12 protein-coding genes are annotated in these 15328 nt (G+C 66.8%); 9 read left to right on the forward strand and 3 right to left on the reverse strand.

Annotated features, from left to right (window positions below):
• The first annotated feature begins 8 nt into the window (after positions 1-8).
• From BDK89_RS07150 to BDK89_RS07180, 7 genes are all read left to right on the forward strand, one after another.
• Complete coding sequence (locus tag BDK89_RS07150) at positions 9-1094, forward strand: sugar ABC transporter substrate-binding protein (RefSeq protein ID WP_166657437.1); 1086 nt, start codon at positions 9-11, stop codon at positions 1092-1094.
• A 161-nt stretch (positions 1095-1255) separates the two neighbouring features.
• Positions 1256-2680, forward strand: a complete 1425-nt coding sequence (locus tag BDK89_RS07155; protein WP_208293995.1) for a sugar ABC transporter ATP-binding protein — start codon at positions 1256-1258, stop codon at positions 2678-2680.
• Positions 2677-3684, forward strand: coding sequence for an ABC transporter permease (locus BDK89_RS07160; RefSeq protein ID WP_133868289.1), 1008 nt, complete (start codon positions 2677-2679; stop codon positions 3682-3684). The genes BDK89_RS07155 and BDK89_RS07160 overlap by 4 nt, the downstream gene beginning before the upstream one ends.
• Entirely contained in the window at positions 3681-5084 is a 1404-nt protein-coding gene (locus tag BDK89_RS07165) for an amidase (RefSeq protein ID WP_133868290.1), read from the forward strand. Before BDK89_RS07160 ends, BDK89_RS07165 begins: the two co-directional genes overlap by 4 nt.
• 8 nt (positions 5085-5092) lie before the next feature.
• Positions 5093-6007: a hypothetical protein gene (locus BDK89_RS07170; RefSeq protein ID WP_133868291.1), complete on the forward strand. Its 915-nt coding sequence runs from the start codon at positions 5093-5095 to the stop codon at positions 6005-6007.
• 1 nt (position 6008) lies between these two features.
• A complete protein-coding gene (locus tag BDK89_RS07175; RefSeq protein WP_133868292.1) occupies positions 6009-6944 on the forward strand; it encodes a choline/ethanolamine kinase family protein in 936 nt (311 codons plus the stop codon).
• 35 nt (positions 6945-6979) lie between these two features.
• Positions 6980-7705 (forward strand): HAD family hydrolase, encoded by a 726-nt coding sequence (locus BDK89_RS07180; protein ID WP_133868293.1) that lies wholly within the window; start codon positions 6980-6982, stop codon positions 7703-7705.
• Between the two features lie 75 nt (positions 7706-7780).
• Here BDK89_RS07180 and BDK89_RS07185 read toward each other — a convergent pair whose 3' ends face one another.
• Together BDK89_RS07185 and BDK89_RS07190 are read right to left on the reverse strand one after the other, a co-directional pair.
• Entirely contained in the window at positions 7781-8962 is a 1182-nt protein-coding gene (locus tag BDK89_RS07185; protein ID WP_133868294.1) for an amidohydrolase family protein, read from the reverse strand.
• 80 nt (positions 8963-9042) lie between these two features.
• Positions 9043-9462 carry a DUF3995 domain-containing protein gene (locus BDK89_RS07190; RefSeq protein WP_208293996.1) on the reverse strand — a complete coding sequence of 140 codons (420 nt, stop codon included), beginning with the start codon at positions 9460-9462 and terminating at the stop codon, positions 9043-9045.
• A gap of 117 nt (positions 9463-9579) precedes the next feature.
• Here BDK89_RS07190 and BDK89_RS22085 point away from each other — a divergent pair, with 117 nt between their 5' ends.
• The gene (locus BDK89_RS22085) at positions 9580-10377 is read left to right on the forward strand and encodes a class I SAM-dependent methyltransferase (RefSeq protein WP_133868295.1); all 798 of its coding nucleotides are present in this window, start codon (positions 9580-9582) and stop codon (positions 10375-10377) included.
• 224 nt (positions 10378-10601) lie between these two features.
• Complete coding sequence (locus tag BDK89_RS07200; protein ID WP_133868296.1) at positions 10602-11102, forward strand: hypothetical protein; 501 nt, start codon at positions 10602-10604, stop codon at positions 11100-11102.
• A 962-nt stretch (positions 11103-12064) separates the two neighbouring features.
• Here BDK89_RS07200 and BDK89_RS07205 read toward each other — a convergent pair.
• Positions 12065-15226: a DEAD/DEAH box helicase gene (locus tag BDK89_RS07205; protein ID WP_133868297.1), complete on the reverse strand. Its 3162-nt coding sequence runs from the start codon at positions 15224-15226 to the stop codon at positions 12065-12067.
• Positions 15227-15328: the final 102 nt, after the last annotated feature.

Raw genomic sequence — 15328 nt, forward strand, 5'->3', positions numbered from 1 at the left:
GAGTCCCCATGAAGAAGCATCGCTCGATGCTCAAGGCAGTCGCCGGTCTCGTCGCCGTCGCCGCACTGAGTGCGTGTTCCGGTTCGTCCGACAACGAGTCGTCAGAAGACGAGGCGTCCGACAGCGCAGCATCCGAATCCACCGATGCGGCATCCGGCGACGAGTCGTCCGACACCGTGGCGACCGAGTCGGAACCCGCCCAGACCGATGCACCGGACGAGGACGAGCCGAAGGGCGCCGTCGCCATGGGCTTCCCCGGCGCCGACATCACGATCTGGAACGACCAGCTCGCAATCATGAAGCCGATCATCGAAGAGGCCGGCTACGAATTCCTGACCGACGACCCGCAGTACGACATCAATCGTCAGGTCAACAACTGGCAGACCTGGATCAACCGTGGTGACGTCAAGGCGATCATGGGCTTCCCGGCCCAGGCCGACTCGATCGTGCCGGTCACGCAGGAGGCGAACGAGGCCGGTATTCCGGTCTTCGGCTATCTCATCACCTGGGAAGGAACGCAGGCAGCGATGAAGGTCGACGCCTACAAGGAAGCGTTCGACATCGCGTCGACCGCCGCCACCGAGATGAAGGCGAACGGTGCTCCCGATGACATGAAAGTCGTGACGACGGGTCGTCGCGACAACGAGATCTACATCCAAGGGATGGACGGCCTCAAGGACGGGTTGCTGTCGGTCATGCCGAACGCGACCCTGATCGAGCAGACGGCGCGTACCCGTGAAGAGGGCTACAACGTCGCGAAGGCCCAGTACACGGCGGAGCCCGACATCTACGTCTGGCTCGGCATGTCGAACGACTCGATCCTCGGTGTGTACCAGGGGTTGCTCGACTCGGGTGTCGCCCCGGACGACGAGCGCTTCTACCTGGCGAGCCGCGACGCCACCAACGAGACGCTGGACCTGATCAAGATCCCGAACTCGATCTACCGCACCGCGACCGTGATCCCGGCCCGCATGTTGGCCGAGGCCAATGCGAAGCTGCTGATCGACGGCGCCGAAGGCCGTGAGACCCAGGACATCGTGGTCCCCGGAACGGTGGTCACGGCAGAGAACGCCGACGAGTTCTACGTCGACTGATCCGACGCCGAACAGCCAGTCCGACCACGAACAAGCCCCCCGGCGAGTTGCCGCGGGCCGCGCTCCGGTGCGGTCCGCGGTGACCCGGTCGGTCGAACGGAGAGCCTGTGTCCATATCCCCTGAACGTCTGGTTTTCGAGGGCATGACCGTCGACTTCGGCGTGACTCGTGCACTTGATCACGTCGATCTCGCTTTTGCCCCCGGCGAGATCGTCGGCCTGCTCGGCCACAACGGCGCGGGCAAGTCGACCCTGCTCAACGTCGCCACCGGTGCCGTCGCCCCGACGGAAGGGCTGATGCGCCTCGACGGTGACGAGGTGTCGATTCCCTCACCGAGCCGAAGTTCCGAGCTCGGTATCACCGTCATCCATCAGACCCCGGCGCTCGCCGGCAACCTGTCCGTGCTCGACAACCTGTTCATGAGCCAACCCGGCATGGGTCGCACCGCCGCCGAACGGCGAACCGCACGAGACGCGCTGGCGCAGGTGGGTGGCGACGACATCGACCTCCGGGAGTTCGTCGGCAACCTCCCGCTCGGGCAGCGACAGCTGGTCGACCTCGCCCGCGGACTGCTGCACGGTGACATGAAGGTCTTGCTGCTCGACGAGCCGACCGCAGCGCTCGGCAAGGGCGAGACCGACTCGTTGCATGCCTTGATCCGACGGCTCGCAGCCGGTGGCACCACGGTGATCTACGTCTCGCACCGGCTTCCCGACATCGTCGAAGTGTGCGACCGCGTCGTGATCCTTCGCGATGGACGAGTCGTCGGCGAGCAACCGGTCGCAGGGCTCTCGAGCGCCAAGCTGGCCAACGACCTCGCCCCGGGAATGCAGGAGTCGGCGTTCGAACCGGGCATCCCCGGCGACGTCATCATGGAGGTCCGCCATCCGTTCCCGCTCGAGTTCCGGCGCGGCGAGGTCGTCGGACTGTTCGGCGTCGCCGGCGGTGAACAGTTCGAGTTGTTCGACGCCCTCCAGGGGCTCGACGGTCACGCCGAGGCGACACTGGACGGTGTCGAGTACCGCCCGCGCAGCCCCAGGGCGGCGATCGGTCTCGGGGTCCACACGGTCGTCGCCGATCGTGACACCGACGGCTTGATCGCCGGAATGGGCGCCCTCGACAACGTCTTCGCCCCGTGGCGCGGGCGACGCCACGAAGGTCGCCCCGTCGCACCCACGCTTGCTGCCCGCCAGCAGCAGTACCGGGAGATCTGTGAGGCCCTCGACATCAAGGGCCCGGGCCCCGAATCGCCCATGTCGGCGTTCTCCGGCGGCAACCGACAAAAGCACCTGCTGGCGATGTGGATCTATCCGGTCACCCCTCGCTTGCTCCTGCTCGCTCAACCCACCCAGGGCGTCGACGTCGGAGCGAAGGCCGACATCCGCCGCGTCGTCCGCCGCGCCGCGGCCGACGGCATGGCCGTCGTCGTCGCGAGCGCCGAGAGCGACGAGATCGCCGGTCTCTGCGATCGCACCTACGTCCTCTACGGCCACCAAAGCGCCGAACTCGCCCGTACCGACGACTTCGACGCAGCGATGCTCGACGCGTTGCTGGGTCTCATCCCCGAGAAAGAAGCAATTGCATGACGCTCACCCAGCTCAAGGTCGTTCTGGCCGAGAACGGTTCGATCGCGGCGCTCATCGTCCTGGTCGGATTCTTCAGCCTCTCTTCGGATCGCTTCCTTCGCGGTCCGAACCTCGAGACCGTGGTCGGCTCGATGGTCGAGATCGGCCTCGTCGCCATCCCACTGTCGTTGCTCGTGATGAGCGGCTCGGTCGACCTGTCCGTCGGATCGGTCGCCAGCCTCTCGGCGATCGTGTCGGCGCAGGTGATGACCGACACCGGTCGGGTGATCGACGGTGTCGTCGTCGGCCTGCTCGTCGGCGTCGTCTGCGGTGTCATCAACGGCATCCTCGTCGAGTACTTCCAGCTCAATGCGCTTGTCGTCACGTTGGGGTTCCTCAACGTGTGGGGCGGCATGGCGTTGTACCTGTCCGAGGGCAAGACCATCACCGGGCTGCCCACCCAGGCCCGCACCGTCGCCCAGTTCTCGATCCTCGGCCTGCACCTCCCGATCGTGCTCCTGATCGTCGCATCGGTCGCAGCCTGGTGGCTCCTGAATCGTCGGCCATTCGGGCGTCAGACGTTGGCCGTCGGGGGCAATGAGCGTGCGGCACACCTGATGGGCATCAACGTCCGGACCGTCCGACTCCGCCTGTTCGTCCTCTCGAGCGTCGGCGCGGCGATGGCCGGCGTCCTGCTCATGATGAAGCTCGGGGCCGCATCACCGAACGTCGGGCTCGGCATGGAGTTCAGTGCGCTGACCGTCGTCCTGCTCGGCGGCGTCGCCTTCGACGGTGGCTCCGGTCGCATCTCCGGCGTCCTGGCCGGGCTCCTGTTCGTGGGCGTGCTGCGCAACGGGCTCGTGCTGCTGGGTGTCAGCCAGTTCCTGCAGACCGTCTTCGTCGGGTTGACGCTGATCCTCGCCATCTCGCTGGACAAGTCGTTGCAGCGGGTGCTCAAGTCGGCGTGGGCCGACATGGCCAAAAAGCGACAGAGTGCGCTCGCGGCGTCGGAGGTGGCAGCATGAGCACCCTGCCCTTCGACCCGACCCGTGCGGACGTCGGCACACTCACGGCCGCCTACGCGGACGGCGAGGTGTCGCCGGTCGCGGTAACGCAAACGATCATCGAACTCGCCGAGAACGCCGGCCGCGACCTCAGCGCGATCGCGGCGATCGATCAGGAGGTCGCCCTGGCAGCGGCCGCGGCGAGCGAGCAGCGCTGGAGCGACGGCCAACCCCTCGGACCGTTGGACGGTGTCCCGGTCTCGGTGAAGGACAGTTTCCACATGGAGGGACTCAAGCGCTGGCACGGCAGCAAGCTCAACGACGCGTCGCCTCCGTCGAAGCACGACGGCGCTCCCGTCAAGCGGTTGCGTGAGGGCGGCGCAGTCGTGTTCGCTAAGACGGCGATGCCCGACTTCGGCCTCCTCGGGTCGGGTGTCAGCTCGCAGTTCGGCGTGACCCGCAACCCCTGGGACCCGGCGACGAGTCCGGGCGGCTCGAGCTCGGGTGCCGCGGCACTGGTCGCCATCGGAGGCGGACCGGTCGCAATCGGCACCGACATGGGCGGTTCGGTTCGCTTCCCGGCGGCACTGACCGGCCTGGTCGGTCTCAAGCCGACGCAGGGTCGCATCGCCTACGACCCGCCGAAGCTGATCGGCAACGCCGGGCCGATGGGACGGACCGTCGCCGACGTCGCCGCGTTGCTGTCGGTGATCGGCAAGCCCGACGACTCCGATCACCTCTCGCTCCCCGGACAGTTCAGCTGGGACGGAGCCGTACCGGAGTCGTTCGACGGGGTGAACATCGGCGTGCTCGTCGCGAGCAATGCGGCGCCGCTCGATCCGGAGATCGAACACGCCGTGATGTCACAGGCCGTGCTCCTCGCGGCGGCCGGAGCGAACGTCACCGAGATCAGCGCCCCGGTGCTGTCGGACGACGACATCGCGGTGCTCGAGACCGTGCTCATGACCCGGGGTCTCCCCGAGCTGATCGCGGCTCCGGAGGACGCCTGGACGTTCCTGCCGAAGCCGCTGCTCGCGACACTGATGAGGTGCAAGGAACTCACGGCGGTCGAGCACGTCACCAACGAAAAGAAGGTCGAAGCGATGCGTGCTCGCGCCGCCGGCGTCCTCAACTCGTTCGACTACGTCGTCCAGCCGGTGGCCCCGATCGTCTCGTTCCCGGCGGAGGATCCGCGGCCGTCGCGCGATGGTGAAGAGATCGAGAACCTGATCTACACCATTCCGCACAACCTGACGAGCCTGCCCGCAGGCGTGGTGTGCACCACGATGTCCGAGACGGGCGCGCCGATCGGCGTGCAGGTCAGCGGTCGGCGATTCGACGACGGCGGCGTGCTCTCCGTGCTCGCGTTCCTCGAACGATCTCGTCCTTTCGACGTCCCCTACCCGTTCGCTACCCGCTGACCGGACTCGTGCACGCCCTCGCCGACGTCTTGCCTTCTCCGTGGGCGGATCTGGACTGGGCTTCGGCAGGCATCGCTGCCGCCGACCTGAGCTGGTGGGGCGGCGACCACGATATCTGGCGGGCGATCGGCAACGACGGCGAATCACTGCTGGCCAAGGCGCCGCGTGCACATGACCGAAGCGGCCGCGGCGCAACCGCACGGTCGATCGCCGGCGAACTGGGTGTCGGCCCGGAGGTCGTGTTCGCCGACTCCGCTTCCGGCGTGACCGTGGAGCGGGAACTGGGCGCCGGGTGGCGTGTCGCCACGTTGTGGCGTGTGCGCGACCGGCGGACGATCCGCATGATCGGCGATGCCAGACGCCGGGTCCGCGACTCCGGCGCGGCCCTGCCGGGCCACGACATCGGTGCGGAGGTGGCCGAACTACTCGGCGACCGCCCCGACGTCGGGCCCGCCGTCGGCCTCGACCAGCGTGTGATCGACGCCGTTCCACAGATGCGCAGCGCGGTCGCCCATGGTCCTGCCTCCGTCCCCGGATGGCTCTCGGCGGAAATCTCCGACGTGCTCGTCCACGAGGACGGTTCGATTCGCCTCACCGGCGGCGGCGTGGCCGGGTCTACCGACCCCCTGGCCGACGTGGGTGCACTGCTGACGGAGCTGAGCCCGTTGGCGGGTGCCCCTCGGGATGTGTTCACCGATCTGTGGGGCGGCTTCCATCCTGGCGCGTACGCGCGGGCACGAGTGTGGGGCGTGCTCGCCGACCTGCGCGACTATCTGCGAGCCGAGCGGGCGTATGCACTCGAGCCGACCTCGCCCGTCAGCTTCGGCGGGTACCGGATGCGTAAGACGTGGCGTCTCACCGTGCCGTTCGCGAGCGGTGAGATGACCGACCTGCTGCGATCCGCCGGGGGAGCGTGGCGCTGACATGGCCCCCGTGACTCCGTGGATCTCGATGACGGCCACCGAACTCGGAGCCGCGCTCGCCGGACTGCCCGGTTGGCCGTTCGGGAGCGACGTCGCCCTCACCCGGATCCACGCCGGTTTCACCAACATCAACTGGCAGATGGAGGCCGCGGGGCGCCACTACTTCGTGAAGGTGCCCGGCCCCGGTACCGATGCGTTCATCGACCGGGCGGTGGCCAACCAGGCCGCACTGAGTGCAGCATCGGCCGGCGTCGGCCCGGCCGTCCGCTTCTTCGATTCGGACTCGGGCATCGAGATCTCCGACATGCTGACCGGCCACCGACCGACGCGTCGGGACGAGATGAACGACCCTCACTTCATGGGGCGGCTCTTCGCGATGTACGGCGTGTTGCACGATGGTGCGCCACTCGGGTCGACGAAGACGTTGTTCGACATGATCGACGAGCATCTCGAACAGATCGCCGCGTCGGGACGAGCACCGCTGCCGTACCAGCTCGAGGTGCAGCGTCGGTGGGCCCCCATCCAGCGGCGCTACGTCGACGCCGGTATCGACCTGGTGCCCGGACACAACGACATGAATCCCCAGAACTACATGCAGGCCCCCGACGGCACGTTGAAGCTGATCGATTTTGAGTACGCGGCCAACACCGACCGGTACTACGAGCTCGGCGGTCTGGTGGCGATGTACGGGTACGACGGCGCCGTCCTCGAGTCGTTACTCGAGGCGTACACCGGGGGCGAAGTCGACGACGGGGTGAGGGCGCGGGTGTTTCTGTCGGGGATCGGTGCGCTCGTGAAGTGGGGGCACTGGTCGTTGCTGAACTCCCCGGTGCGTGACGCCGACTACGACTACGACAAGCACGGTGGCGGCATGTTGCTGGGGGCGTTGTCGATGATGTTCGACCCTCGCTGCGAGCGCGCCCTGGCCGCCCTGTGAGGCGCGGTGCCGATCCACGACGACGAGGAGTCGAGATGAACCACGAGCACACGGTGGCAACCGGGCGGCAGCACGCGGCCGACGTCGTCAAGGCGTGGGCGGCGGTACCTGGCCGTGCGGCGATCTTCGACTTCAACGGCACGTTGTCGAACGACGAACCGATCCTCGAACGGATCTTCATCGAGCTGTTCGCGGAGCGCCTCGGCTGGGAGATGAGCGCGGGCGAGTATCGAGCCGAGTTCCTCGGACACAGCGACCGTGAAATCGTCGAGATGGCCGTCGAGCGTTGCGGCGGCGGCCGGCACCTGGTCGAGTCGCTGCTGGAGCGGCGGCGCACCGAATACCAGCTCACCGTGGCGGGCGCTTCGCCGATCTCTGATGCGACGGTCGCGCTCGTGCGCCGAATGCACGAGGCGGGGATCCCGCTTGCGATCGTGACCGGTGCTCAGCGCGTCGACGTCGTGAACGTCGTGTCGAGTCGCGGGATCGACGACTGCTTCCGACGCATCGTCGCCGAGGAGGACGTGAGGGCCGGGAAGCCGGACCCCGAAGGTTTTCTGACCGGAGCTGGCCTGCTCGAGGTGGAACCCGAGCAGGTGCTGGTGTTCGAGGACTCGGTGCCCGGCGTTCGGGCAGCGTTGCGAGCCGGCATGTCGTGCGTTGTGGTCAGCGACGGAACCACGGACGCCGCACTTGCGATCGACCCGCCGGCGTTCGTGCCGGAACTGACTCCCGATCTACTCGTCGGCATCGTGTCCTGAACGAAGTTGCCCGAGCACCGAGCGACGGTTGTCGATCGACGATCCCTGCTCGTTCCGTCGCCGGCCGTCGCGGTCTCAGAGGGAGTAGAGGGTGGCGACGTTGGTGCGGGTGACCTTGTCGCGGGTCTCGGGGGCGTAGTCCTCGAACATCTCGTCGAGCACCTGCGCCGAGCACGGCCAGGTCGAGTCGGTGTGCGGGTAGTCGGATCCCCAGAGCAGGGTCTCCTCGCCGATCAACTGTCGGGTGGAGAGGGCGGCGGTGTCGTCCTCGATCGTGGCGTAGAACTGACGCTTCCAGATCTCGAGCAGGTCGACGGGTGCGCCGGCCGACGGATCCTTTGCGTGCTCGCGAGCCCAGCCCTGTTGCGCCTTGTCGAGCCAGTGGGCGATCCAGCCGGCGTTGAACTCGGCGAGGACGAACTTGAGGTCGGGGAACTTGGCGCACACGCCGCGGATCATGAGCTCAACCATCGTGTCGTGGATGAGCGCTGCGGCGCCTGAGTACTGGGTGATCGGGTCGCGCTCGGCCATCGCCTTCACCCAGTCGGGCACGTGTGACATGCACGCCACGTGGAACGCGATCGGCAGGCGCGCCTCCTGCGCGAGGGCCCACATCGGGTCGTATGCCTCGTCGCTGTACGTGCGTCCCTTCGGTGCGTTGCTCGGCAGGACGATGCCCTTGAAGCCGAGCTCGATCGCCCGCTGGAGTTCGGCGAGGGCGATCTCGGGGTCTTGCACCGGGAGCGCGGCGAGCCCGACGAGGCGGCCGCCGGAGCGGACCTGTTGGTCGGCCATCCAGTCGTTGTAGCTGCGTTGGGTGGCGACGAGGAGATCGAGGTCGGGGAGGCTGAACATCGGGAACCAGCCGGGGTAGAGCACCTCGGCGGAGATGCCGTCGATGTCTTGGTCGTCGGGTCGGCGGGCGCCGTCGCGGAGGCCGGGTCGCATGGCTGCGTAGCCGCCGGTGAAGTAGGCCTGGATCTCGGGATCGGTGATCGAGCCTGCGCTCGGCTTGGTGGCGTGCTCGCGGGGGAGTGGGGTCTCGTAGTCGAGCCGGGTGCCGGCGAGGCACATGATCGCCACGTTGCGGGAGCGGTGCGGCTGGTTCGGGATCTCGATGTAGTCGCCCTGGTCGCCCTTGTTGACGACGCGGGGAGCGTCGTCTCCGAACTTCTCGGGCAGACCGGCGTACGTGTCGGCGGTCTCGAGCGCGTGCGAGTCGGCGGAGATCGGGCGGGGATCGTCGAGCAGCGTCATGAGAGGACTGTACCGATTAACTGAACAAGGTTCAAGTAATTGGTTCTGCGAGGGTGGCAGGGGCGACCGTGGGAGGGTGGTCAGCGGGCGGAGACGAGTGCGCCGGCGGCGAGCAGCAGACACAGTGGCCCGTAGTACCGCCGATCGAGCCGGTCGAAGTGGGCCGACGGTGTCCACGGGACGATCGAGCTCGTTCGTCCGGCGACGCCGACGGCGCCGCGACCACCGAGGACGAGCGCGACGCCCGCGAGTCCGATGCGCCGCGTGGTCGGCCCGACCGGGGCGACGTCGGCGACCAGTGCCGCCGCGCCGGTGAGGATCGCTGCGACCGCGAAGCACTCCGGTGGGCCGGGAACCTCGCTCGTACCGGCGGCCGAGTCGGCCAACTGCTCGCGGCTCGCGAACGGGAACGATGCGCCGAGGCCCCACCCGACGTGGAGTGCCGAGAGTGCGGCGAGCGTCGACGAGGTCGTGGCCGTGGCGATCGAGGTCATCCGCATGCGACGAGCATCGCGCGCCGGGTGTCGTGGCGGCGCGGTGCTGTGGCGGCCGGCCGAAGGTGGCGACCCGAACCCCAGCGGAGGTCCGTCCGAACCGGTGGTGGTAGAGATGCGCCGATGGGATCGGAAGTGAAGCAGGGCGAACTCTGGAGCGCGGAGCCGGCGGGTTGGGCCGGTCAGGAGCGTCGCCACGCGCCGCTGTTCGGCGCCATGATCGACGCAGCCGGCGTGGGGCTCGGGCATCGGGTGCTCGACATCGGCTGCGGGGCGGGCCATTCGTGTGGGCTGATCGCGGCGACGGGCGCCTCGGTCGTCGGTGTCGACGCGGCTGCGGGTCTGATCGATCACGCTCGCCGGACGGTCGGCGATGCCGAGTTCCACGTCGGTGGCATCGAGGAGCTGGAGTTCGCCGACGACGAGTTCGACGTCGTGTTCGCAGCGAACTCGGTGCAGTACGCAGCCGACCTCGGCGCTGCGCTGGCCGAGCTGAAGCGAGTCTGCAAGCCCGACGGTGCGGTCGTCGCCGGTCTGTTCGGGCCGCCGGACGACGTCACCTACCGGCCGGTGCTCGAAGCGCTCGGACCGTTCATGCCGCCGCCTCCGCCCGGTGCCGAGCCCGGTGGTCCGTTCCGGCTCTCGTCGCCCGGCGTGCTCGCAGCAGCGTTCGCCGACGCCGGGCTCGACGTCGGGGCACAGGGAGCGGTGAACTGCCCGTTCTCGTACGAGAGCTGGGACGAGTTCTGGCAGATCGCACACGCCGCCGGCCCGACGCAGATGGCGATCGGCCATTCGGGAGCGGCCGCCGTCGAGGAGGCGAACCGACAGGCAGTCGAACCCTTCGTCGCACCCGACGGCTCGATCACCTTCGACCCCAACCAGTTCGTCTACGTCGTCGGCCGCCCGGCGACGACGTGACGTTCGGGCCAGGCTGCGATTGGAGCGGATGAAGGGAATCGAACCCTCATCGTCAGCTTGGAAGTGGCATGAAGCTGATTCGGCAGGCGGCGCCGTGACCTGCAGAAACGTGCGCTGAGCAGGCGGAACGTCGGATGTGTCGCCGCTCAGATTACCCCGTGTTGTCCGCTGTGTCCGGCTGATGTCGGCTGTTCCAGGCACGTTCTAGGCACGGTTCGAGACCTGTGATTGAACTTTTCGAGGTTGAGCACTGCGGCCTGGCTTGGGACGATCGTCGCGTGCAGCGGCTTGTCCATCATGGTAGGAACTGGCGTGTGGCAGGCGAAGCTGAATCGTTGGATGGCCTCCTCGACGTCCTTCGACGCAATCAGTTGGATTGGCTCATCGCAACCGTCGTCAACCGCTGGATCCTGGCCGATCTTGATGCGACAATCGCTGAGGACGACACGGCCATGGCAGCAAGGCAACTACTCAGCTTGGCCGACACGCTCGACGAGGTACTGGTCCCTGAGATCGACGCACTTGCTTACCTTCAAGAGGTCGCTCCGGATGCTCTCTTTCAGGATGGCCGAGCCTCGTTAACCACCGCCCGATCGATTCGACCCGTCGACGGGCGTGGCGCAACGCTCCGCGACGTGTTGACGACGCTCCGAGCATTCACATCGCTGGCGCGCGAAGCGGTCCATGAGGAATGGCCGCAGCTCGTGAGTTCGAGCCGTGATTGACCCCACGGCGCTTGTCGCCTCTCTCGAACGAGCGGTTGGGCCGTTGGACGCAGCCGACAAAGCAAGTCTCAGCACAAAGAAGGGCGCGTCGTACGAGGCGTTCACGCTTCACGCAGTTGGCGAACGGTTGCGGATTGGCCATGGGTGGCAATGGCACCATCCGCCCGGAAACAGCTTTCGCTTCTCTGTCCGAAGTGGATGCCCGCTCGATCTCGCAATGGCTCGCTACTCGACGGTCCGTTCGCCGGAGGCGTGGCTGGTTCCATCGGTCACTGTAGTAGGCAAGAGCGGCTGGACACACGACTTGGACATCGCTGTGCTGAAGCGTGGGAGGCAGTCCGGAACTCCCCGTTGGACACGCGTGCGCGGCGCGCTCGAATGCAAGAATGAGGATGCCCAGGGGCCCGGCGCCGCTCGTGATCTGGTTGGCCTCGCTGCGGAGTTGCGGCTCGGGTCGCAGTATCGGCTGCACCAATCGAGGCCGTTTCCCGCATGCCAGTTCGTGACGGCTGGCACGATCACGGATACAGCGAAGGGGATACTCGCTCGATGGCGGCTTGATGCCCGCGAAGGGATGACCTCAGCAACCGCGGGCGCGATCGCTGGCGACATTGCCAACGCGCTGGTGGCCTCCATTTAGGTCGCGATGCTGCGGTCCAGGTGTAGGGAGAGACGCCGCCGCTCCCGCGGTCTCCTGCGTCGTCGCCCGTTCGTCCGGAGTTGTCGATGGTGCACAAGCGCGCTCCTCATGCCGTGCCTCGTCCTGCGCGTCTCATGTCGCCGGAGTCCGACGCTGGGGGTATCAGAACTCCGACGAATGCTTCGGTCGATACACATATGCACCGCAGGTGCTGCACCCGTTCTGAAACTCGTTGGGGCGACTCGTCTGATGGGTGGAGGGTGGCTACCGGCGATGCACGCAGCAGACGTCCCGCTCGCGGGTTCATCGCGGGAGGTCGTGATTACAGCGCGCCCCGCTCAAGCAGGGTCGTGCGCAGGCGGGCGTACTCCGGCGTCTCACTGAGCTCGTCAGCCGCTCGGATCAGCTCGACGGCTCGCTCGACGTTCCTGCGCTTGTCCCACTCATCGGACGGCCCTCGGATAAGGCCGTTCATGATCGCGAGCGTCGTCGTGGAAGGTTGAAGCGATGCCGCTCGCTCCGCCACCTTGTGCGACCAGTCGATGCGACCACTCGTTACATCAAGCGTGGTCATCGTTCGGCTGGCCCACAAGTCAGTGTCGAGTTGGCCGACCTCAGCGAACCACCCGAAGCCGGGGAGGGCATCAGGATCTGCCGTTGAGTTTGCGGCATCCCAGAAGCTCACGGCCGTTGCGACCAGTGCTTCTTCAGCATCGTCATGCCGCAACAGCCGCCCCAGGCCCTCGCCAGCATCGGATAGCAGCGCTGGCGTCTGGCGTAGGAAGGCGATGTTCTCCTCCACGCTGTATCCGGTGACCGTCCACAGCATGGCGATCATGAGGTGGTCGAGAGCGTTGTCAACGTTGCGAGAGACCGCATCGAGGAGGAGCGGGCGGTATCGCTCGAACAGCCACCGGTTGGGGCGCCCCCATTTGATGGCAACGTCGGCCGTGACCTGGGCAAGGTCCGGCGGGGCGTCGTCGCCGAACATCAGATCAGCGGCGTCATCGACCCACTGCGGTGCGATGTGGCGGAGGAAGCCCAATCGGGTTGCGATGATTGCTCGGTGTTCGGCACCGTCTGATCCCTCGAGACGCAGCGCCTCCTCGAGCAGGTCGAATGCCGCCTGTCTCGCTGTTCCAGTGATCCGGAACTCGTGGGCCATGAACGAGAGAACTACCTCGAGCGCTCGGGTGCAGCGACGGTTGATTGCATAGTCGAGCGGGTCACGCGCCTCACTGACGATCGCCGATGGAGCGCCACGATTGCGAGCCTCAGCGGCGAGGACTTGCCACACCTCGTCGTCACGCCCGCCGAAGCCGAGGTCCTTGTCGGCCATCCCCTTGAGGACATCGACTGCAGCCTGTTCGGCGCCGCTCCAGTCATGGTCGTAGTCGAAGTCGTCTCGGCCCAGCGGTTCGATTACCCAGGGGTGTGCGCGCACTAGGCCGATGACGTCGAGAATCTCTGCGATCGGGGGGCGCGCGCCGTCCTCGATTGCTTGTGCAACGCTGCGGAGGTAGTGGTGGATGTACGTGGGCTGGCGTAGCTCCGTCGCGATCTGAACCGGGGAAGCGATCCAAGCCGTGGAATCGGCCTTGACCAATGCCTCGAGCGTGCGAGCCAGCTCTCGCGCGCTCACAAGCCACTCCGAACCGTCCGGACGCCATTCGGCGACCCTGCGAACGGCTTCCGACACGGGAAGGGCCGCCAACTCCTCCAATGAGATCGGGCTTCGCCCGGTTCCCCCCACGACGCGACTCCGCTTCTCCAGCGTCGCCCGTACGGGTCGACCAAACGCGCCGGCGATCACGGCGGCTGGCTGTGCCCAAGAACCGATCGCTTCCTCAGGTAGGAGTCCAGTCCAGTGGTAGGCGCGAAGCCATTCCTCCGTCAGCTCGTGCGAGGGCAATCGCTGCGCGACTTCAACGACCGTGGGGGCAGGCCCGAGGGCAGCGAGCCAAGGTTCCGTGTACTCTCGAGTCGCCGCTTCGGCGACGACCCGATCCACGATCGGGAGGTCATCCCCAGTCGGGTCCCGGTGGCTGATAGCGACCGACAGCTCTTCGATCAGAACGTCGAGAGTGGTGTCGGGCGATGTGGAGAGCACCCACGCCCGAAGGCGACCACGGACCTCGATCGGCAACGAGTCGATGATTGCGAGAATCTCGTCGGTCGACACCCATTCGCGAGCTCGCCGGATGACGTCGACGAGAGCCTCGAGAAGACTGGAGAAGCGGTCATCCCGATGATCGTCCGCCCAGTCCGCAACCGATCCGGCTCGCTCGAAGCTGAACCACCTCGCATGGCCTTCTTCGGATGAGGCTGCCGACCGCAACTTCCATGAGAGCAGCTGGATACGGCGTGAAGCGTTCGACTTCGCCGTGCCGTCGACGAGCCGTTCGACAACGGGGTCGACGTGGTACGCCGCGTGCCAGGGTGCGTCGTTCAGAAGCACATCGGCGAGCTGTTCGACGAGTGGCGACTCTGGCTCGAACTCCTCGATGGCGAATGGTCCGATCGTTGCGATCCCCGACACCGACCCGTGGTCAACAAGCGCTCGCAGCAGAACAGCCGCCGCATCGGGACCCACGTCCGCAGCAGCTCGAGCCACGAACCACGCTCTACCGGCGTCGGTGGGATGACGGTCGTACATGGCGTCGAGCCATGACCCAACGAGTGGACCGTGATCGGGCGCCACTCGGTCCACGGCAGCGAACACCGGCCACGGCTCGCCGTCGGCGGGCGGATCGAGGATGCCGGTATCGATGAGGGCGTAGAGCCACTGCGGGGTCGCGATCCTGCTGAGGAAGTGCCGTAGGTGGTTCGGCCCAGCAATCAATGGGAGTAGACGGTGGACGTCGTCCGCCGAGGGTGACTCGACCGCGGCGAGCGACTCCAACTCAAGGTGCCTCACTTCCGGAGGGAGGAACAACTGCCGGAGTATTGCTGCGCAACCACCCCAGAGTTCCCGAGCACGGTCCATCGACGAATCGCCATGCAGCGCCTCGTCGAGTTCACCTAGCAGGTCCTGATACTCCTGGATCGGTGCGGTGCCCGACGCAACCGGTAACGCACCCGTGCGGTTCACCATGACCGCAATTAGGCGACGTTCGTGAATGCCCTCCTGAGAGTGAACGAGGTCAAGATCGCCGATCGCCGCGAGGAGGTCGTCTAGGGCGCCTTCTGCATCCTCACCGGGCAAGCCACGTACGAGTTCGTAGCGGCGGCGGGCATCGGTGACCGCACGCGAAGCTGATCGCCATAGGCCTCCGCCGCCGACGGGTTGGGACGCAGGGATGGTCTTCATTGCCTCGCGTAGGCAGTACGTGATCGCTTCGGGCAGACGTGGCAGCGACTCCGTCGAGTCGCCGCTCAGAAGGGCGTGGGCGGTCTGCAGGAATCCGACCGCGCGCTCCCCGTGGCCACCGAACTCGACCGCAAGGTGGTCGAGCAGCTCGGGATCGATCGGGTCTTGCCTCATGCGCTGATTGTGGCGCACGCCACTGGGGTGATCTCGTCAGATTATGGCCAGCATGGAATCGCAGACGGGGCGAGACCTCAACGGAGTTGGCACGGCCTCGGT

Source organism: Ilumatobacter fluminis, from assembly GCF_004364865.1.
Taxonomy (GTDB): domain Bacteria; phylum Actinomycetota; class Acidimicrobiia; order Acidimicrobiales; family Ilumatobacteraceae; genus Ilumatobacter; species Ilumatobacter fluminis.

Bases quoted from the DNA above. Each gene is read 5' to 3' on its own strand.
- BDK89_RS07160 (WP_133868289.1), top strand. From the start codon at position 2,677: ATGACGCTCACCCAGCTCAAGGTCGTTCTGGCCGAGAACGGTTCGATC.
- BDK89_RS07150 (WP_166657437.1), top strand. From the start codon at position 9: ATGAAGAAGCATCGCTCGATGCTCAAGGCAGTCGCCGGTCTCGTCGCC.
- BDK89_RS07180 (WP_133868293.1), top strand. From the start codon at position 6,980: ATGAACCACGAGCACACGGTGGCAACCGGGCGGCAGCACGCGGCCGAC.
- BDK89_RS07190 (WP_208293996.1), bottom strand. From the start codon at position 9,462: ATGCGGATGACCTCGATCGCCACGGCCACGACCTCGTCGACGCTCGCC.
- BDK89_RS07185 (WP_133868294.1), bottom strand. From the start codon at position 8,962: ATGACGCTGCTCGACGATCCCCGCCCGATCTCCGCCGACTCGCACGCG.
- BDK89_RS22085 (WP_133868295.1), top strand. From the start codon at position 9,580: ATGGGATCGGAAGTGAAGCAGGGCGAACTCTGGAGCGCGGAGCCGGCG.
- BDK89_RS07205 (WP_133868297.1), bottom strand. From the start codon at position 15,226: ATGAGGCAAGACCCGATCGATCCCGAGCTGCTCGACCACCTTGCGGTC.
- BDK89_RS07175 (WP_133868292.1), top strand. From the start codon at position 6,009: ATGGCCCCCGTGACTCCGTGGATCTCGATGACGGCCACCGAACTCGGA.
- BDK89_RS07165 (WP_133868290.1), top strand. From the start codon at position 3,681: ATGAGCACCCTGCCCTTCGACCCGACCCGTGCGGACGTCGGCACACTC.